At 62.0% G+C, this 17,942-nt stretch carries 19 protein-coding genes; 8 read left to right on the top strand and 11 right to left on the bottom strand.

Features of this window, described 5'->3' with window-relative positions:
• The first annotated feature begins 1 nt into the window (after position 1).
• Together AC061P_RS12135 and AC061P_RS12130 are read left to right on the top strand one after the other, a co-directional pair.
• Positions 2 to 1,090, top strand: a complete 1,089-nt coding sequence (locus AC061P_RS12135) for an agmatine deiminase family protein (RefSeq protein ID WP_480391302.1) — start codon at positions 2 to 4, stop codon at positions 1,088 to 1,090.
• Positions 1,087 to 2,799, top strand: a complete 1,713-nt coding sequence (locus AC061P_RS12130; RefSeq protein ID WP_480391301.1) for an amidase — start codon at positions 1,087 to 1,089, stop codon at positions 2,797 to 2,799. The genes AC061P_RS12135 and AC061P_RS12130 overlap by 4 nt, the downstream gene beginning before the upstream one ends.
• A 29-nt stretch (positions 2,800 to 2,828) precedes the next feature.
• Here the strand turns inward: AC061P_RS12130 and AC061P_RS12125 are convergent, their stop codons facing one another.
• Together AC061P_RS12125 and AC061P_RS12120 are read right to left on the bottom strand one after the other, a co-directional pair.
• Positions 2,829 to 3,338, bottom strand: a complete 510-nt coding sequence (locus AC061P_RS12125; RefSeq protein WP_449647512.1) for a GNAT family N-acetyltransferase — start codon at positions 3,336 to 3,338, stop codon at positions 2,829 to 2,831.
• A 53-nt stretch (positions 3,339 to 3,391) separates the two neighbouring features.
• Complete coding sequence (locus AC061P_RS12120; RefSeq protein ID WP_480391300.1) at positions 3,392 to 4,282, bottom strand: VOC family protein; 891 nt, start codon at positions 4,280 to 4,282, stop codon at positions 3,392 to 3,394.
• Positions 4,283 to 4,384: 102 nt separating this feature from the next.
• Here AC061P_RS12120 and AC061P_RS12115 point away from each other — a divergent pair, with 102 nt between their 5' ends.
• The 4 genes from AC061P_RS12115 to AC061P_RS12100 all read left to right on the top strand — a co-directional run bounded on the left by AC061P_RS12115 (position 4,385) and on the right by AC061P_RS12100 (position 7,664).
• Entirely contained in the window at positions 4,385 to 5,431 is a 1,047-nt protein-coding gene (locus AC061P_RS12115; RefSeq protein ID WP_480391299.1) for a YihY/virulence factor BrkB family protein, read from the top strand.
• A gap of 59 nt (positions 5,432 to 5,490) precedes the next feature.
• The gene (locus AC061P_RS12110) at positions 5,491 to 5,919 is read left to right on the top strand and encodes a nuclear transport factor 2 family protein (RefSeq protein ID WP_480391298.1); all 429 of its coding nucleotides are present in this window, start codon (positions 5,491 to 5,493) and stop codon (positions 5,917 to 5,919) included.
• 117 nt (positions 5,920 to 6,036) lie between these two features.
• A complete protein-coding gene (locus tag AC061P_RS12105; RefSeq protein WP_480391297.1) occupies positions 6,037 to 6,741 on the top strand; it encodes an SDR family NAD(P)-dependent oxidoreductase in 705 nt (234 codons plus the stop codon).
• Between the two features lie 53 nt (positions 6,742 to 6,794).
• Complete coding sequence (locus AC061P_RS12100) at positions 6,795 to 7,664, top strand: amidohydrolase family protein (RefSeq protein ID WP_480391296.1); 870 nt, start codon at positions 6,795 to 6,797, stop codon at positions 7,662 to 7,664.
• A gap of 20 nt (positions 7,665 to 7,684) precedes the next feature.
• Here AC061P_RS12100 and AC061P_RS12095 read toward each other — a convergent pair whose 3' ends face one another.
• The 8 genes from AC061P_RS12095 to AC061P_RS12060 form a co-directional block, all read right to left on the bottom strand.
• Positions 7,685 to 9,886: a heavy metal translocating P-type ATPase gene (locus tag AC061P_RS12095; RefSeq protein WP_480392181.1), complete on the bottom strand. Its 2,202-nt coding sequence runs from the start codon at positions 9,884 to 9,886 to the stop codon at positions 7,685 to 7,687.
• Between the two features lie 101 nt (positions 9,887 to 9,987).
• Entirely contained in the window at positions 9,988 to 10,212 is a 225-nt protein-coding gene (locus tag AC061P_RS12090; protein ID WP_449647506.1) for a heavy-metal-associated domain-containing protein, read from the bottom strand.
• Positions 10,213 to 10,260: 48 nt separating this feature from the next.
• Positions 10,261 to 10,542 carry a metal-sensitive transcriptional regulator gene (locus tag AC061P_RS12085; protein ID WP_449647505.1) on the bottom strand — a complete coding sequence of 94 codons (282 nt, stop codon included), beginning with the start codon at positions 10,540 to 10,542 and terminating at the stop codon, positions 10,261 to 10,263.
• 64 nt (positions 10,543 to 10,606) lie between these two features.
• Positions 10,607 to 10,978 carry a hypothetical protein gene (locus AC061P_RS12080; protein WP_449647504.1) on the bottom strand — a complete coding sequence of 124 codons (372 nt, stop codon included), beginning with the start codon at positions 10,976 to 10,978 and terminating at the stop codon, positions 10,607 to 10,609.
• Positions 10,979 to 11,086: 108 nt separating this feature from the next.
• A complete protein-coding gene (locus tag AC061P_RS12075; protein WP_449648206.1) occupies positions 11,087 to 11,662 on the bottom strand; it encodes a hypothetical protein in 576 nt (191 codons plus the stop codon).
• A gap of 172 nt (positions 11,663 to 11,834) precedes the next feature.
• Complete coding sequence (locus tag AC061P_RS12070; protein WP_449647503.1) at positions 11,835 to 12,542, bottom strand: hypothetical protein; 708 nt, start codon at positions 12,540 to 12,542, stop codon at positions 11,835 to 11,837.
• Between the two features lie 514 nt (positions 12,543 to 13,056).
• Positions 13,057 to 13,455 (bottom strand): hypothetical protein, encoded by a 399-nt coding sequence (locus AC061P_RS12065; protein ID WP_480391295.1) that lies wholly within the window; start codon positions 13,453 to 13,455, stop codon positions 13,057 to 13,059.
• Positions 13,456 to 13,470: 15 nt separating this feature from the next.
• Entirely contained in the window at positions 13,471 to 13,650 is a 180-nt protein-coding gene (locus tag AC061P_RS12060; protein ID WP_480391294.1) for a hypothetical protein, read from the bottom strand.
• Positions 13,651 to 13,865: 215 nt separating this feature from the next.
• Between AC061P_RS12060 and AC061P_RS12055 the strand changes: the two genes are divergently transcribed.
• Complete coding sequence (locus tag AC061P_RS12055; protein WP_480391293.1) at positions 13,866 to 14,123, top strand: helix-turn-helix domain-containing protein; 258 nt, start codon at positions 13,866 to 13,868, stop codon at positions 14,121 to 14,123.
• Positions 14,104 to 15,390 carry a HipA domain-containing protein gene (locus AC061P_RS12050; protein ID WP_480391292.1) on the top strand — a complete coding sequence of 429 codons (1,287 nt, stop codon included), beginning with the start codon at positions 14,104 to 14,106 and terminating at the stop codon, positions 15,388 to 15,390. Before AC061P_RS12055 ends, AC061P_RS12050 begins: the two co-directional genes overlap by 20 nt.
• 78 nt (positions 15,391 to 15,468) lie before the next feature.
• Here the strand turns inward: AC061P_RS12050 and AC061P_RS12045 are convergent, their stop codons facing one another.
• Positions 15,469 to 17,730: a RecQ family ATP-dependent DNA helicase gene (locus tag AC061P_RS12045; protein ID WP_480391291.1), complete on the bottom strand. Its 2,262-nt coding sequence runs from the start codon at positions 17,728 to 17,730 to the stop codon at positions 15,469 to 15,471.
• Positions 17,731 to 17,942 lie beyond the last annotated feature (212 nt).

Genomic DNA, 17,942 nt, shown 5'->3' with positions numbered 1-17,942 from the left:
CATGAGCTGGAGAATGCCATCCGAAACTGCCGAGCACGAGCGCACCTGGATGGCGTTCCCGCGCGTCGGCGAAACCCTCGGCGCGACCGACACCGAACGCGAACTCGGTTATGCCGCTTGGGCTGATGTGGCCAACGTCGTCGCCCAGTTCGAGCCGGTCTCGATGGTCGTCGACCCGACCGAAATGCTTCGTGCCCGACGGATGCTCGCCAGCAGCATTGAGCTGCTCGAAGCACCGCTCGACGAGTTCTGGATGCGCGACATCGGGCCCACCTTCGTTGTCGACGATGAGCGGCCGGGAGTACTCGGCGCTATTGACTGGATCTTCAACGGCTGGGGTGCTCCCGAGTGGGCAGAATGGGAGCAGTCGGCCAAGATTGCGCGCGTTGTCGCGGAGGCTGCTAGTGCCGAGCTTGTCAGCTCGCTGCTCGTTGCGGAGGGCGGCGGACTGCACGTCGATGGCGAAGGCACTGTTCTGCTGACTGACACGGTGCAACTCGACCCGCGCCGTAATCCGCTCGCTAATCGCGCCCGCGTTGAGAGTGAAATGCTGCGCACGATCGGGGCAACTCATGCTGTCTGGCTGCCGCGCGGTCTCACCCGCGACTACGACGACTTTGGCACCAACGGCCACGTCGATATCGTGGCGACAATCGCGTCGCCGGGGCGCGTGCTGCTGCACGCCCAACCCAACCCCGAGCATCCGGACCACGAGGTTATGGCCCAGATTCGAGAGGCTCTTGAAGGCCAACGCGATGCCGCCGGTCGAGCCTTCGAAATTGTCGAGCTACCTGCGCCCAGCATCCTGCGCGACGATCACGGCTTCGTCGACTACAGCTACGTCAATCACCTCGTCGTCAACGGTGGCGTTATCGGGTGCGGCTTTGCCGACGAGACGGCGGATGCTCGCGCTGCCGAAATTCTGGCCGAAGCCTATCCTGGCCGCACCGTGCAGATGGTCGACTCTCGCGAGATCTTCGCCCGCGGCGGTGGCATCCACTGCATCACGCAGCAGCAGCCGAAACTGTCGCTCACGGAGACAAGCTCACGCGTCGGTGTCGTTGCGAGTGCGGAAAGGTTGATCGTATGAGTGACTTCGAAGTTGTCGACGCCTCCATTGCCGAGCTGCAGGCGGCGCTCGCCGACGGAACCCTCACAAGCGAAGAACTCGTCACCGCCTACCTCGCGCGCATCGATCGCTACGACCGCAACGGGCCGCTGCTCAATGCCGTCGTTGTGCCGAATCCTGAAGCGCTCGCCGAAGCGCGGGAATCGGATGCCCGGCGCTCCGCCGGCTCACTGCGAGGACCGCTCGACGGCATCCCGTACACGGCGAAGGACAGTTACCTGCATCGTGGACTGACAGCGGCGGCTGGCAGCCCAGCGTTCTCTGAGCTGAGGGCGATGCGCGATGCCGCCACTATTGGTGCACTGCGCCAAGCCGGTGCGATTTGCCTCGGCCTCACCAACATGCCGCCGATGGCCAATGGCGGAATGCAGCCTGGCGTCTACGGTCGCGCCGAGAGCCCCTATAACGCTGAGTTCCTCACGGCGGCGTATGGTTCGGGCTCATCGAACGGATCAGGCACCGCAACGGCCGCCAGTTTTGCCGCCTTCGGTCTCGCGGAAGAAACCTGGTCGAGCGGGCGGGCACCGGCGTCCAATAACGCACTCTGCGCCTACACGCCCTCGCGAGGAGTCATCTCGGTGCGCGGCAACTGGCCCCTGGTTCCCACGATGGATGTCGTCGTGCCGCACACGCGCACCATGGCCGACCTTCTCGCCGTGCTTGACGTCATCGTGTTCGACGACGATGACACTCGGGGTGATTTTTGGCGCTCGCAGCCGTGGGTCGAGATTCCGGCGGCGTCGAGCCTGCGGCCGGAGACATACTTGTCATTGGCGGCTGAGGCAGTGGAGCTGCCGTTGGTGGGCAAGCGCTTCGGCGTTCCCCGGATGTACATCAACCGCGACACGGAGGCGGGCTCGGGCACGCGCGGAGTCGGCGGCCCGACAGGAACCGCGATCAACACCCGCCCGAGCATCCTCACCCTGTTTGAGCAAGCGCGTCGTGATCTCGAAGCCGCCGGTGCGACGGTGGTGGATGTCGACTTCCCGGCCGTCTCGAACTACGAAGCCGATCGCGCGGGGGCACCCACGATCGCAACCCGCGGTTTGGTGAGCCCAGAGTTTCTCAAGCGCGAGATCGTCGACCTCTCGGCGTGGGCGTGGGAAGATTTTTTGCAGGCCAACGGCGACCCGAACTTTGACACGATCGTCGGTATTGACGGCAGCACGATTTTCCCGAGTGTGCCCGGCGCCCCGCATGACCGCTACGACGGTTTCGAAGACGACATCGCCGTGTACCCGACCCAGGTTCGCGACCACCCGTACGACCACTTCACCGACATCCCCGAACTGGAAGCGGGCGTGCGCGGTCTCGAAGAAACGCGTCGCATCGACCTCGAAGAATGGATGCGCGCCAACGAGCTCCACGCGGTCGCCTTTCCCGCGGTCGCCGACGTGGGCGCCGCCGATATGGGCACGAACCCTGCCACGGCAGAAGCCGGCTGGCGAAACGGTGTCTGGGTCGCGAACGGCAACCTCGCGATTCGACACCTGGGTGTACCGACCGTCACTGTTCCGATGGGGCTCATGGACGACATCCGGATGCCCGTGGGAATCACGTTCGCCGGTGCCGCGTACTCCGACCTCGACCTGCTGCGCATCGGCGCCGCCTACGAGGCGGTGTCGCACCGTCGGGTCTCGCCACCGCGCACTCCGCCGCTCGCCCACTAGCTGTTCGACGACCGGACCGGTATCGCGCGCTACAGCTGCTTGATCATCTCGAGTTCGCGCCGCGACTTGTCAAGAATGTACGGAACCGTGTGCCGAGTCAGGGTGAAGCCGCGATTTTCGTAGGCGGTACGAGCGCGAGCGTTGTCTTCGTGCACACCGAGCGTGAGGGTGCTGCCGTAGCGGGAAGCCCACTCTTCGATAGAGGCGAGCAGGGCATCTGTCACGCCAGCTTTCCGGCCGCGAAAATCGGGTGTGACGTACACCCCCACGAGAAGCGGGCCCGTTTTGGCGTCAGGGATATAGCAGCCCATCGTGCCGATCCACCTGCCGTCGGTGGTGATTGCTGCGACGGCGATGCTCAACGAGTTCTGTCCGCGAACAGCGCGCCGCTGCCACTCCGCTTCCGTAGCGCTGAGAGCATCCTCGAGGTGCTCGGCAAAACCAATGGGGGTATCCGCCAGCATCTCCAACCGCAGATCACGAACCTCGCGCCAGTCGGCAGCATCCGTCCGTCGTATCGAAAACCCTGGTTCACGCATGGTCTGGAGTTTAGTTGTGGGGAGCATGCTCATCGCACGGTCGCTGCCGGAGCCTAAAATTTATCGATCTCGATCTTTTTCATCACCATCATGTGATCGAATGCATTCGGACGTTTCATGAGCTCGCCCATGTTGTCGGGGGTGATCTGCCAACTCACCCCAAACTGGTCTTTGCACCAACCGCACGCTTCCGCTTCGGGAACCGCCGAGAGCGCAGCCCAATAGCGGTCAATCTCGGCCTGATCTGAACACGGAACCACAAACGACACTGCCTCGGTGAAGGTGGATTCTTGTTCGCCCCCGGCGTCCATCGCCACAAACCACTGATCTCGCAGACGAAAATCTGAGAAGTTCACTGAGCCGGGGGTTGCCGGCCCCGTCTGTTCGGTGTACCTCAAATCAGTGCCCATCTTCGCGTCGCCAAATACCGACAGGTAATACTCGGTAGCTTCGTGGGCGCGATTTTGGGCCGAACCGCCAAACAACAGCGAGGGGATGATCATGGGTCGCGGTTCGCCAGCAGGGTCGGTCATCATCAGTTGCCAGTTCACCCCAAACTTGTCTCGCAACCAGCCATACCGTGCGCTAAAGGGGTACTCAGCTAACGGCATGAGGGCACTACCGCCGTCAATGAGCTTCTCCCACAGCGCGTCAAGGTTGTCGCGTGCACCCGGATCACCTGACGGATCAAAGTTCACCATGAATGAGATTGCGGGGGTAAAAGTGAAGAGGTCGCCAGCGTTTAATGCCAACAAGAGCTGGCCCGCGATCTCGAAATCTACCGTCAGAACCTCCCCGGCTAACTCCTTCTGAAAGTCGGCAAGACCCTCAGTGGGGTAATACGTTGTGTTGTGGATCACGCCGCGAGGAAAGGCATCAAGGTAGAACGCCGCCGCCTCTTCGGCGGAATGATCGAACCACAGACAGGGAGTGATGGCGCTCATAGGAGGCTCCTGAAAACTCATGTCGTCGCGGAGCGCGGCGGCTACTGAAAAGATAGTAAGCCCGTCACGCGGCTATGAGAAGGTTTCGTTTAAGCTGGCGGGATGAACGTGAATGAGTCAGGTGCTGATGCGAAAGGTGTCACCCGCATAACTGGGTACCTCAGCACTCTCGCTCAGGTTCGCCGCGAATGGCGTTACGTGTTTCGGCGCGCGTATCACGGCTTTATGCGGCACCGGGGCATCGACTCCGCTGCGACCCTCGCGTTCTTTGCAGCTCTCGCGATCTTCCCGGCCGCGTTGACAGTGGTATCGGCATTCGCGCTGGGGCAGGGCAAAGAGCGGGCCGTGGATACGGTGCTGGATCTGGCGAGAGAGGTGCTGCAACAGGACACCGTCGAGGCTCTCAATGAGCCGCTAATTCAGCTCTTCTCAATTGGCAGTCCCGGCTTTGCGTTAGGTGTCGGTATCGCCCTCAGCGTGTGGTCGATGTCGAGTTATGCCACCGCCTTCGGTCGCGCATCGAACAGTGTGTATGAGGTGCAAGAGGGTCGCCGTTTCGTGAAGTTTCGTGGACTCATGCTGATCCTGTCTGGCTTTTTGCTCGTAGCATTTTCTGCGGTCGCGGTGCTCCTACTCACAACCACCAATGTGGCGACCGCCATCGGAGAGGAGTTCGGTGTTGGCGAACCCTGGGTTGCGATCTGGTCGTACGGGCGTTGGCCGGTGCTTGGCGGCATCCTCACTCTCATCATCGCGGTGCTCTACTATTACACCCCCAATATTCGTCACGAACGGATACGGTGGGTGAGCACCGGCGCCGTGTTTGCGATCTCCACGTGGGGGCTCGCTACCGCAGCTTTCGGCTTCTATGTTTCGACGATTGCGAACTACGATCGCGTCTATGGGTGGCTCGGCGGAGCTCTCGCTCTCCTCATCTGGCTGTACATCAGCAACCTCGCGATTGTTGCTGGTGTCGAAGTGGATGCCGAATTCACTCGCCTGCGACAGTTGCTCGCGGGAGTGCCTGCCGAGGATACTGTGCAGTTGCCGCTTCGAGACACCGCCCGAAATCTGATTTTGGCGCGGCGCCTAGCGACCGATAGGGCGGCCGCGATTGCCATCCGAACGCGCAAGGATGATGCTGAATAACTGAAGCGAATCGTACAGCGACCGTTGCGGGGGTCGTGCACCGGGAGTAGCGTGTGCCCATGAATTATGAGAGCGCTCAGCGTTGGCTCGACGACTATGTTGCCGCGTGGGTTTCCTATGATCCTGCGGATATTGGTGCTCTATTTAGTGACGATATCGCCTACCGTTACCACCCTCACGACGAGCCGATTCGGGGGCGGGATGCCGTTGTGGCGTCGTGGGTAGACGACGAGGCTGATGACGGTGCTGGCGATGGTTCCGAGGTCGAGTCATCTCGGGACGCCCCGGGAACCTTTGACGCCCGCTATCACCCTGTTGCGGTTGACGGGGCTGTCGTTGTTGCGCGGGGAGCTTCGTCTTATCGTGAGGTGGCTGGCGGGCCGATCGTGCGTATTTACGACAACGTGTTTCTTCTTCGTTTCGATAGTGAAGGGCGCTGTGAAGAGTTCACCGAGTTCTACACTCGTCGCCCATTTCCTGAGGAATAACCGCACCGCGTTGCGACGGCACGGCGGCAGAGGTCTCGCTCTATTGCAGCAGGTGAGGCTCTGGCGATAGGCTCGAGAACGGAGTCTGGAATCGTTACCAAATTCCGGAAGGGTGTCATGTCGAGCAGAGTTGCCATCGTGACCGGCGCAGCGAGAGGTCTTGGCGCTGCAATCGCTGCGGCGCTCATCAGCGATGGCTACACCGTTGCGGCGTTCGATCTCACCGGAACCGGTGAGTTCGCCAACGGTGCCCTCAGCATTGCTTGCGATGTGTCAGATGAAACAGCAGTCAACGATGCGGTAACCCGCGTTGAAGATGAACTGGGCATACCAACCGTTCTCGTCAACAATGCCGGCGTTTTGGCGCCCGGTCGCATCGATGACACCAGCCTCGAAGTGTGGAATCGCACTCTCGCCGTCAACCTTACGAGCGCGTTTTTATTGAGCAAGCGAGTGCTGCCAGGAATGCGAGAAGCAGGCTTCGGTCGCATCATCAATGTGGGATCCTCGGCGGGAAAAAATGGCGGGTTCAGCACCGGTGGTGCCTATGCGGCCTCCAAGGCGGCCATGATGTGTCTCGCCAAGTCGATCGCTAACGCCGAACGAAGCAACGGCATCACCTCAAACGCGGTCGCACCAAGCATGATTGAAACCGACATGATGGGGGCTTTGCCCTCTAAAAGCATGATCGACCGAGTACCCGTCGGTCGCATGGGAACCCCGGATGAGGTCGCCCACGTCGTGCGCTTTCTCGCCTCCGATGGTGCCGCGTTTGTCAATGGCGAAGTCATCGACGTCGATGGCGGCCTCTTTATCGATTAGCTCGACCATCTACCCGTACGGCGCACTGTCGCGCCGCGAATGGAGTTCAGCCTGTGACCGATTTAGCCTTCGTCGACACCCATGTGCATTTCTATGACCTGGGGCACCCCACGCTGGAGTATTCCTGGTTAGACCCCGAGCTCGATCATCCGGTGATTGGCAACATCGATGCGGTCAAGTCACGCCAGTATCGCCCCGAAGACTTTCTTGCCGAGTCTCGCTTCAACAACGTCAGCAAAGTCATCCATGTGCAGGCGGCGTTGGGAAGCAAAGACCCTGTCGTCGAGACGCAGTGGCTGAGTGAAGCGTTCGCCCGCACCGGTGCTCCTCACGGCATCATTGCGCACACGGATCTCAGAGCTGACGATCTGGAAGAGCAGCTCGATCGCCATTCACAATTCGGGGGTTTTCGTGGCATCCGCGACTTTTCTCACGGCGACTACTTGGTGGACGAGCGCTACCGTCACGGCATTCAGACGCTAGGTGTGCGCGGTCTCGTTGCGTCGATAGATTGTCTGCCAGAGTCGTACGGCAAAGTTGCCGACCTTGCAGCAGCCGCCCCCGAGACGGTTCTCTGCATCGATCATTGCGGTTTTCCGCGCCAACGCGGCGACGACTACTTCGCGTTCTGGAAACGCGAGATGGCGGCGATTGCGGCTCAACCCAATACGTTCATCAAGATCTCTGGGCTGGGGATGGTAGACCAGCAGTGGACGATTGACTCAATTCGGCCCTGGGTCGAGACGTCGATTGAGCTTTTTGGTGTCGACCGCACCGTGTTTGGCTCCAACTGGCCGCTCGACCGCCTGTTCAGCTCGTACACCGACCTGATTCACGCCTACCGTTCGCTCATCGGAGGCTATGCGCCCCACGAGCAGGTGGCATTGTTCTCAGGCAACGCCGAGCGAATCTACGCCATTTGACCGGTCTCGGTCTCGGTCTCTTATACGCTGCCCTTGAAGCCACGCAAGCGCAGACTGTTCATCACGACGAACACTGACGAGAAGGCCATTGCTGCGCCCGCAATGAGCGGGTTGAGCAAACCGAGCATTGCGATAGGCAAGGCCGCAACGTTGTAGGCGAAAGCCCAGAACAGGTTGCCGCGAATGATCCCGAGCGTGCGCTTTGCGAGGCGCACGGCGTCGGCGACGACGAGCAGGTTACCGCTGACAACCGTGATGTCGCTGGCGGCGATTGCGGCATCCGTTCCCCCACCCATCGCGATTCCGAGGTCGGCGGCGGCAAGCGCGGCAGAGTCATTGACCCCGTCACCTACCATCGCGACGACACGTCCCTCGGCCTGAAGTTGGCGGATGACCTCGAGCTTGCCCTGCGGAGTGATGCCGGCGTGCACATCAGTGATACCGACCGTGGCGGCGACGGATGCTGCGGCGCCAGCGTTGTCACCCGTGAGCAACACAGGGCGCAGGCCGAGGCGGATGAACTCGGCGACGGCGTCCGCACTGCTTGCCTTGATGGTGTCGCCGACAACCAGCACACCCCGCGCCTGACCGCCCCACGCGATGACCATTGCGGTCGACCCGGCAGCTTCAGCATTCTTGACCAGGGTGAGGGCGGCATCCGACACTGTTTGTTGATTGTCGGTGGCGAGCCACGACGGCTTGCCGACGAACACCACAGTGTCGTCTACGGTGGCCTGAACGCCGGTGCCCGCATGGGCGGCGAAGTCGGTGGCGCTCGGCAGCGTGAGGCCGCGCTGGTGGGCGGCGGCAACAACCGCGCGGCCAACCGGATGCTCGGAGCCAGCCTCAACGGCGGCGGCCCGGGCCAGCACGAGCTCGTCGTTTTCGCCCTCGAGTACCTCAAGCGAGCTGAGGCGCATTTCGCCCGTCGTGACGGTTCCGGTTTTGTCGAGCACGATCGTGTCAACAGTGCGGGTGCGTTCGAGAACTTGGGGTCCGCTGATGAGGATGCCGAGTTGCGATCCGCGACCCGTTCCGACGAGAAGGGCGGTCGGGGTTGCGAGGCCGAGGGCGCACGGGCACGCGATGACGAGCGTGGTGACGGCAGCCGTGAAGGCGAGTTCGATTGGCCCGCCGACGAGCATCCACCCGACGAAAGCAACGACGGCGAGGCCGAGAACGACCGGAACGAAGATTGCCGAAACACGGTCGGCGAGACGCTGGATGTCGGCTTTGCCGGTTTGGGCTTCTTCGACGAGGCGACCGAGGCGGGCCAGTTCGGTGTCGCGGCCGACGCGGGTGATTTCGATGAGGAGTCGTCCGCCGACGTTGAGGGTGGCACCGGTGACGCGATCGTCTGGGCCGACTTCGACGGGGACGGATTCGCCCGTGAGCATGCTCGCATCGACGGCAGAGTTGCCTTCGAGGACGAGCGCATCGCTGGCGATCTTTTCGCCGGGGCGCACGACAACCTGGTCGCCGACAGCGAGTGCAGAGACGGCGATGCGTTCTTCGATGCCGCCGCGCAGCACGGTGGCATCTTTCGCGCCAAGCTCCAGCAGGGCGCGCAAAGCGGCTCCTGATTCGCGGCTCGCACGGGCTTCAATGTACTTGCCCAGCAGGATGAACACGGTAACGGCGGCAGCAACCTCAAGGTAGATCTCGCTTGATCCACCATGCGGGGTTCCGAAGAACGTCATCGTCATGTGCATGCCGGCCTCGCCAGCACCACCGAAGAAGAGGGCGTAGAGCGACCAGCCGAAGGCGGCAATGATGCCCAGGCTGATGAGGGTGTCCATGGTCGCGGCACCGTGACGAGCGTTGACGGCGGCCGCACGGTGGAACGGCCACGCACCCCACACGGCAACCGGTGCGGCGAGGGTGAGCGCGAGCCACTGCCAGTAGGTGAACTGCAGGGCGGGGATCATCGACAGCAGCACGACGGGCACCGTGAGCGCGGTCGAGATGAGCAGGCGGTGCAGCAGCTGTTGAGCACGGTCATTGCCAGCTGGTGCGGTGTCGGCATCCGGTGTTTCAGAAATCGGGACGGGGATGACGGCGCTATACCCCGCAGCCTTCACCGTTTCGAGGAACTGTTGCGGGTCGGTGCCTTCTGGGGCGCGCACGCGAGCCTTTTCGGTCGCGTAGTTCACGGTCGCCTCGACGCCCGGGAGCTTGTTGAGCTTGCGCTCGATGCGGTTCGCGCAGGAGGAGCAGGTCATTCCGGTGATGTCGAGTTCGACATCCAGAAGGTTGACGGTGTTGATGGCCGAAGCCTCGCTGAGGGATTGCGCGTTGCTCGAGGTGAGCGGGTCGCTGGCCATCAGAGGCTCTTCACGAGCGTGTAGCCTGCCTCCTCGATTGCGGCGCCGACAGTTGCGTCGTCAAGGGGAGCATCGGAGGTGACCGAGACGGTGGAGGGGAGCCCAGAGACGAGGTCGACGGTGACTTCGGTCACGCCATCCACTTCGGTGAGTTCTTCGGTGACGCTAGAGACGCAGTGGTTGCAGGTCATTCCTTCGACCAGGTAGTCAGCGGTGTGAGACATGTTTCTCCTTCGGTTGTCGCAGGCGCGAGGCGCGGGCGAAAGTTGTTGTTAGAAACGAACGAGGCGCGCAATGGCGGCACTCGCTTCGCGAAGCTTTTCGTCGGCGACAGCTCCGCCTTCGCGGCTGGCTTCGGCAACGCAGTGATTGAGGTGGTCGTCGAGCAGGGCGAGCGCGACGGACTCGAGAGCCTTGGTTGCGGCCGACACCTGAGTGAGCACGTCGATGCAGTAGGTGTCTTCTTCGACCATGCGGTGGATGCCGCGAACTTGACCTTCAGCGCGGCGCAGCCGTTTCAGCAGCTGCTCTTTGTTGTCGTCGTAGCCGGGCATGGCGTTCCTTTCACGTGGATACCCCTAAGGGGTATCTCCATTACACGCTGTGGACGCCGGAAAGTCAACTGGTGGATGATGCCTTGGTTAGTGCTAGCGCGAAATCGGCGACCGATCCGGCGACGGCATCCAGTTCGCTATCGGTAAGGACGGTGGCAATGCTGCCATCGTCGTGGTGGGCGAGCACAACGGGCAGCCCGGTGGTGGTGACGTGTTCGATTTCGGCCGGGGTGATTTCGTTGCGGTGTCGCACATCGAAGGGCACTCCGAGGCGGGTGACCATGGCATCCCATTCGGGTTTGCGGCGAATCGGCGAGTGGGTGATGTCGCAGAAGGAGCAGGCGGTGATGCCGAGGAGGTGTCCAATGACGTAGCGGGTTTCGCCCCAGATTCCCCCGTCGGCGTTGTAGATGCCGGTGTAGCGGATGATCGCCATGGTGTCTCCTGGGGTGAAGTGCGCTGGTGATGCGCGTCGGGTTCCTTCTTACTGTGTAGTTCGGAGACCTGACGAACCCCTGATGGGTGTGTGATCCAGTTCAGACAACTACGGCGTTGGCGTCGGCGTTGGCGTTGCTTGGGTGCGGGCGGCTCGTGCCCTTCTGAACACGATCACCGCAGCGACTACGGTCACGAGGGCTATGGGGATGATGATCTGTCCGGGGTTTTCATTGAGCCGTGTTGAGAGGTAGGTGACGAATGCTGGGCTCAGGATGCTTCCGGCTCCGTCCGCGTAAAGGTAGGAGAGGTACAGGCTATAGGGGTGGCTGATGATGATCGCGATGATGAACGTGATGGCACCGATTCCGGTTGCCGCAAGAAAGTCTCGCCCGGTGACGGGGGTGCGCCCGGATCCGTAGCCGAAGAGTCTGTAGGCGGCGATCATGGCGATGGGGGTGGTGGCTACGGCGGCGGCGGGGGAGTTGAGTCCGAAGGTGGCAACGAGTGCTGCAGCGATGGGAATGGTGAGTAGCGAGAATAGTATTCCGCGGGTGTAGCTGTAGGGGCGTTCTGGTCGGGGCAGGATGTTGCCGCCGATGTGGGCGCTCGCGGCTTGGGCTTGGGCTTCGAACATGCGCCCTTTGGCGGTCGCGTAGTTTCCGGGGCCGGGGTTTGTGTACATTCCTGACACGCTGATCACCTCTGCGGGTGCGGCGGGAATCTCTCACCGAGCACCTTTTCGATACTCCCTAGAATAGCTAAGTATTTCTCCGAATACACCTCTCGGTGCGAACTGCTGCTGACGGCAGGGTTCTGGCTTTTGGGCCAGCGTGCTGTGTTGTGCGGGGCTGTTCCTAACCCCGGATTGCTTTGTAGATCTTCTCGCGCAGGTCGCGCCACAGGTGTGTCTTGGATTGCAGTTGTTCGAGTGGTTTGCCGTTGAGCACGATGCCAGGGGACGAGGAATTGATGGTCATGACGTGGTTGGCGAATTGGTTCGCGGCGTTGGCTGAGTTCTTGGCGGATGATGTCAGCGCGGTTCGTGATGTCTCTAGGTGGCTGGTGGCTGTTCTTGTGACGGTGTTGGCTTTGGCCATGATGTTGTCGCGGTGAACAGCGAGGGCTTTGGCCGCATTCATGACGATCGCGAGTACGGCGAGGACAGCGGTGATGGTGAGGGGGACCGCAATCTCTTCTGGGCGGCTGGGGAAGGGGAGGTCGATGCGCCCGGCGAGTAGGTTTTCGAGGATGCCGCTGGTGCCGCCGCCGGCAACGTAGGAACTGTAGGCGTCAGTGAGTAGTCCCGAGAGGGCTCCGAGGGTGGTGGCGATGGCGCCAACGATGAGGGTGAAGAGAAAGTCGCTGCCTCGACTGACTGGGCCATGGGAGCCTAGGGCGAAGAGTTGAAATGCCGCAAACATCCCGACGGCGGCGACGGCGGCCGCGATGCCTGTTCCCAGCAGGCCGACGAAGGTTGCTGCGGCGATTGCGAGGGGTATTGCTAGCACGGAGAGGAACGCGCCGAGGGCGAAATTGTGGGGCTTGGTGTAGGAATCTGACACTGTGGCGACCTCCGATCGCGCTGCAACGGCAGCGTTGCGATAGCTTCCAGAGTAGCTTTTTGCCGGACAGGCGGCACAATTTATTGTGGGGAGCTAACAGCGAAGCGCGAGTGCGAAGGGGAGCACGGCTTCTGCACCTGCTTCGCGGCCATTAATTAATGACAGGTTGCGCAGATGAGCTCAGTGTGACTTCATCCAGATCCCAGCGTCTGGCTCCCACCAGCCGTTCGCAACTGTTTCGTCCAATATCGGGTTGAGCATCGCTTGGACTCGTTCCTCGGCGGCTGACGCGGTTGGGAAGTCATCCAACAGTCAGAGAGGCCAAGCGAGCATCCCGGGGCCGCCCTTGAGTACGAACTTGGGCGGCTGAACGGAAAACACTCTGTAGAGGAATCGGTCAAACGTCGCTTGTCGGATCAGATCACCGACACCGACCGTCTTGGCTCGCACGTCTCGCTTGGCGGCACTTTCTATTGCTGTCTGGACGCCGCGTCCGTTGGGGTGCGGAGAGTCTTCAGTCTGCATCGGGGGCCTGGCTCTGCGTCGCGAGACGCTGCAGCGAGTTGACATCTTTCACGAGTGCTTGCACGGATCGTATGTCGTCGTCGGATGTGAGGCGTTGCGAACTTTCGATCGCCTCTGCGAGTGCTTCGGATGGCGCTGTTACGTCGGCGGGGGAGGTCGCTGAGAGCCACGCTGGGTTTGAAGCCATTCGCTTGATCTGGGATGCAACATCGACGTGACCGAGCTCTAGCAGTTTCCTCAGTAGCGCGAGTCCGTCGTCTTTGGGAAGTCCATTTCGTGCGGCGAAGGGGCTGAGTAGGACTGCAAGAAAATCCAGTTGAATGGTGCCGGAACGCAGCGCGTCACCAACGAGATCCCCGACTAGGCTCAGGTCTTCTTTGTCGTGCACCAGGTCTGCGATCGTTCACTCAACTCCAGTGGTCGGAATCCCGGCTACGAGAGTGATCTGGTCGGCGGCGAGGAGCCTTCGCTTGAATCGGATCTCGGGGCGTTGCGACTGTCGACGGGCGGGCGAAGTGAATACATAGGAGGTGGGGAGGAGGTCTCCGATTCCGTGCAGAGCCGCCGCTGTGTTTCCGCTCACCACGATTCCGTCTGCTCCGTCCCCATGCATTTCACGATGCAGCCATGTCGTTGCCAACGTGTGGCGCGTGAATTCCGTGCAGCACAAATGTCACCGTACGAGATCATTCTTTGATGTCTGTGTACGGTGACATTTAGCATTGACACCGTACGGTGACCCAGCAATAATAGAACCGTACGGTGACACACCCGCCGTGTGCTGGCAAGGGGCAATCAATGAAAAATGTACGGGCAATGGGCGCGCGCGTGAAGCAGCTCCGCGCCGAAAAGGGGCTAAGCCAGCAGCAGCTCGCCGAACGAGCATTCGTCTCTCGAAAATGGCTCATGGACTTCGAGCGCGGCAAATCTACGGTTGAGGCGAGCAAAGTTCTCGATGTGCTTCAAGCCCTTGGTTACGAAGTAGAACTCCAGCCGCTAACGCGCTCGGAGACCCGAATGCGAAACGAGGGCGGCCATGCCAAACCGACAGCTTGACGTCTATCTGGACGGCGACCTCGCCGGGACCGCTCAGATGACGTCCAATGGCGCACTAACATTCTCATACGACGAGTCTTATGCGGCACGCGCCAATCCGACGCCACTCTCGATGTCAATGCCAGTCGAAGTAAAAGAGCACAAGAACCGCGTGGTTTTACCGTTTCTCCAAGGGCTGCTCCCCGACAATGCCCAAGCACTTGCAGCGATCGCAAGTACGTACTCCGTGTCGGCTGCGAGCCCCTTTGCGATGCTCGAACATGTCGGAAGGGATGTTGCCGGAGCGCTTCAGTTCATGCCCAAAGGAGCTAATTCGACTGATGCCGTAGGCACGCGGAACAGAGTTGCTGAGCTAAGTGACCAGCAAGTAGAAGAAAAACTGAACGAGACAATAAGTGAGTATCGCGACGGCAAGCCGATAAAGCGCGCGGATGGGCGATTCAGCTTGGCAGGGGCCCAACCAAAGATCGCGCTACACGAGCTGGCTCCCGGGCGGTGGGGATTGCCTGACGACGCGACTCCGACGACACACATCTTCAAGCCAAACGCTGGCGACATGAAAGACATCGATGTCATCGAACAGCTGACGATGACTGCAGCCCGAACATTAGGCCTGAATGTTTCGGAGAGCTATGTTCGGAACTTCGGGAACGTGAGCACCTTTGTATCCAAGCGATACGACAGAGCTATTTCTGGCGGACGATGGCGCCGACTCCATCAAGAGGACTTGTGCCAGGCACTGGGGGCTACTCCGGCCAAAAAATACCAGCGCACGGAGGGCGGGCCAGGAGTGGGAGATTTTGCCCGCCTGACGGAATTGTTCCCGATTGCCTCGGACCGGTATGAAGCCTCTGTGGAGTTCTTCAAAGCGTTTGTTTTTAACGTCGTCGTCGGCGGCACAGATGCTCATGCTAAGAACTACTCGCTCCTCCTGGAAAACGAAACTGTGGCGCTGGCTCCGCTTTATGACCTGGCCACGTACGCGCCACATCGTGCGGACGACGAAGTTGTTCTGCTTCCGATGAGCGTCAACGGCAAATATCGATCTGACACGGTGTCAACTGCCGACCTAGTGAAAGTGGGCCGCCGTCTGAAGGTGCCCACCGAACAAGCGGTTGCGATCGTTGAGCACACGCGGCATGGAGCGATAGCGGCATTTGCGGAGGCCAGAGAAGAGTTTGGCGAGGATCGATCCGCATGGGTTGTAGCATCAGCTGTCGTCGAGGCGATCCGCAAACTGCCCCTGTGTATCGATGGCGACATCTGATCGCGCTGCGGCGGCAGCGTTGCGATAGCTTCCAGAGTAGCTTTTTGCCGGCGCACCGACACGATTTTTTGCTGGGAGCTACCCGCGCAGGGCTAGCGCGAACGGCAGTACCGCATCCGCCCCGGCTTCGCGGAGTGCTTTCGCGGCGATCGTGAGGGTCCAGCGGGAGTCGACGAGGTCATCGACGAGCAGGATGGGGCCGTGGGGTAGCGGGTTGCCTGCGGCTGATGCGGTGCCCTCGGTGTAGCCCTCGGCGCTTCCGGCTGCACCGTTGCCACCGGCCCACTCGAATTGTCCCCACACGCTCGCGAGCCGGTAGGCGCTGTTACCGCCGGGTTCGCCGGTGGGCCCGCCACCGGTGTGGCTGAGCGTTCCGAGGTAGGGCAGTTTGCCGGCGCTGGCGAGGGCTTCGGCGACGGATGCCACGAGTTGTGGTCGGCTGCGTGACGGCATCGAAACCACGGCGACGGGGCGCTCATCCCAGCCCCAATCGGCGAGCACGCGGACGCAGGCTGCCACGAGCGCGGGGCTTGCGGGTGCGTCGGGGGTGCCGGGGGCGAAGAGGGTGCGCAGGGTGCCGCCCCAGCCGAGGTCGGTGAGGCGGGCGAGGGCGCGGCCTTCGCTGGCGCGTTGGTCGGGGGTGATGCGTCCGCGCACGGGCACGCCAACTTTGTCGGCTCCGGTGGGCCATTGGGCGCGGGGTTCGATGGGTACGCCGACTTTGTCGAGGGTGGCGGTGGCACGGCTGGTGGCATCCGTGGTGATGTCGGTGGGGTACCAGATGCCGGCGCAGTTGTCGCAGCGGCCGCAGGGGGTGGCGGTGTCGTCGTCGAGGGCGCGTTGCAGAAATTCCATGCGGCAGCCTTCAGTGCCGGCGGGGAGTTGTTCGTAGTCGAGCATGTTTTGTTGTTCGGCGCGGCGGGCGGCGGTGACTCCGGCGTAGCGTTCGGCGTCGTAGCTCCAGGGCTGGCCGGTGGCGGTCCAGCCGCCTTGCACACGGGCGACGGAACCGTCGACATCCAACACTTTGAGCAGGAGTTCGAGGGGGCTGCGGCGCAGGTTTACGCGCGCTTCGAGCGCGGGGGTGGAGACGGGCCCGGCCCCAGCGTTGGCGGCGGCGCTGAGCTCGGAGATCACGAGTTCGGCATTGGCTTGGTCGGGCATGGATGAGGTGGCGAAGTATTCCCAAATGTCGCGGTCTTCGGGCCCGGGCATCAGCAGCACGTCGGCGTTGTCGGTGGCACGCCCGGCGCGGCCGACCTGTTGGTAGTAGGCGACGGGGGAGGAGGGCGCACCGAGGTGGATGACGAAGCCGAGGTCGGGCTTGTCGAATCCCATGCCGAGGGCGCTGGTGGCGACGAGCGCTTTGACGGTGTTGTTCTTGAGCGCCTGTTCGGACTCTTCGCGTTCTTGCGGGTCGGTTTTGCCGGTGTAGGCGCGCACGTCCATGCCGCTGTCGCGCAGCAGTCGCGCGGTGTCTTCGGCGGCCGACACGGTGAGCGTGTAGATGATGCCGCTGCCGGGCAGTTCGGCGAGGTGACTCAGCAGCCAGCCGAGGCGGGCGCGGGCATCCGGCAATTTCAGTACGCCCAGGCGCAGGGATGCTCGCGCGAGCGGCCCGCGGATGGTGACGACTTCGGTGCCTGCCGCGGCTGTGCTCTCGGTGGCGCTCGCGGAGCTTTCGATGGCGGTAGCGCCGTCGTTGCCGCCGGCTGCACCACCTGTCGCGCCGCCTTCGAGCTGCGCGGCGATGTCGGCGACGACGCGAGAGTTGGCGGTGGCGGTGGTGGCGAGCACGGGTACGCCGGCGGGCATGGTGGCGATGAGTTCGCGCAGGCGGCGGTAGTCGGGGCGAAAGTCGTGGCCCCAGTCGCTGATGCAGTGCGCTTCGTCGACGACGAGCATCCCGATGCGGTTGATCAGGGCGGGCAGTTGGTTGTCGCGAAAGCTGGGGTTGTTGAGGCGTTCGGGCGAGACGAGCAGCACATCGACTTCGTCGTTGGCGAGCTGCTGCTGAACCTCAGCCCATTCGTGCGGGTTGGTGGAGTTGATGGCGACGGCCCGAACTCCGGCGCGGGATGCCGCGGCAATCTGATCACGCATCAGCGCGAGCAGTGGCGACACGAGCACGGTAGGGCCCGCCCCTCGCCGGCGCATGAGCAGCGTAGAGACGAAGTAGACGGCGGACTTTCCCCACCCGGTGCGCTGCACCACGAGCGCCCGGCGGCGCCCATCGACGAGCGTCTCAATCGCCTCAAACTGTCCCTCATGAAAATCGGCAGTCTCATTGCCCACAAGCGTGCGAAGAACGGTCAGGGCCTCAGTGCGGGTATCTGTCACGTGGCTAGTGTGGCAGGGGGTGCTGACTTTCTGGTGGTCGCCAGCTGCGAAAGAAATCAAGCCGCGCCCCGGCTAATTAGCAGTCGCAGATCGGCGTGGATTTTCATTTAGCATATGCCGATGCAGGTTATCGGGGTAAATTCAAGTTCCGTGGTGGGAAAGTTGTCCAAGAGCTGACGCACGATCGTTCTGTCAGATCACCGTTGTGCGTC

Source organism: Rhodoglobus sp. G.S.4, assembly GCF_056619605.1.
The sequence above is the reverse complement of the archived record's forward strand: the minus strand, read 5'-3'. Positions and strand labels throughout refer to the sequence as shown.

Excerpts from the sequence above, each read along its gene's own strand:
- AC061P_RS12135 (WP_480391302.1), top strand. The coding sequence starts at position 2 with ATGAGCTGGAGAATGCCATCCGAAACTGCCGAGCACGAGCGCACCTGG.
- AC061P_RS12130 (WP_480391301.1), top strand. The coding sequence starts at position 1,087 with ATGAGTGACTTCGAAGTTGTCGACGCCTCCATTGCCGAGCTGCAGGCG.
- AC061P_RS12125 (WP_449647512.1), bottom strand. The coding sequence starts at position 3,338 with ATGCGTGAACCAGGGTTTTCGATACGACGGACGGATGCTGCCGACTGG.
- AC061P_RS12120 (WP_480391300.1), bottom strand. The coding sequence starts at position 4,282 with ATGAGCGCCATCACTCCCTGTCTGTGGTTCGATCATTCCGCCGAAGAG.
- AC061P_RS12115 (WP_480391299.1), top strand. The coding sequence starts at position 4,385 with ATGAACGTGAATGAGTCAGGTGCTGATGCGAAAGGTGTCACCCGCATA.
- AC061P_RS12110 (WP_480391298.1), top strand. The coding sequence starts at position 5,491 with ATGAATTATGAGAGCGCTCAGCGTTGGCTCGACGACTATGTTGCCGCG.
- AC061P_RS12105 (WP_480391297.1), top strand. The coding sequence starts at position 6,037 with ATGTCGAGCAGAGTTGCCATCGTGACCGGCGCAGCGAGAGGTCTTGGC.
- AC061P_RS12095 (WP_480392181.1), bottom strand. The coding sequence starts at position 9,886 with ATGACCTGCTCCTCCTGCGCGAACCGCATCGAGCGCAAGCTCAACAAG.
- AC061P_RS12090 (WP_449647506.1), bottom strand. The coding sequence starts at position 10,212 with ATGTCTCACACCGCTGACTACCTGGTCGAAGGAATGACCTGCAACCAC.
- AC061P_RS12085 (WP_449647505.1), bottom strand. The coding sequence starts at position 10,542 with ATGCCCGGCTACGACGACAACAAAGAGCAGCTGCTGAAACGGCTGCGC.
- AC061P_RS12080 (WP_449647504.1), bottom strand. The coding sequence starts at position 10,978 with ATGGCGATCATCCGCTACACCGGCATCTACAACGCCGACGGGGGAATC.
- AC061P_RS12075 (WP_449648206.1), bottom strand. The coding sequence starts at position 11,662 with ATGTACACAAACCCCGGCCCCGGAAACTACGCGACCGCCAAAGGGCGC.
- AC061P_RS12055 (WP_480391293.1), top strand. The coding sequence starts at position 13,866 with ATGAAAAATGTACGGGCAATGGGCGCGCGCGTGAAGCAGCTCCGCGCC.
- AC061P_RS12050 (WP_480391292.1), top strand. The coding sequence starts at position 14,104 with ATGCCAAACCGACAGCTTGACGTCTATCTGGACGGCGACCTCGCCGGG.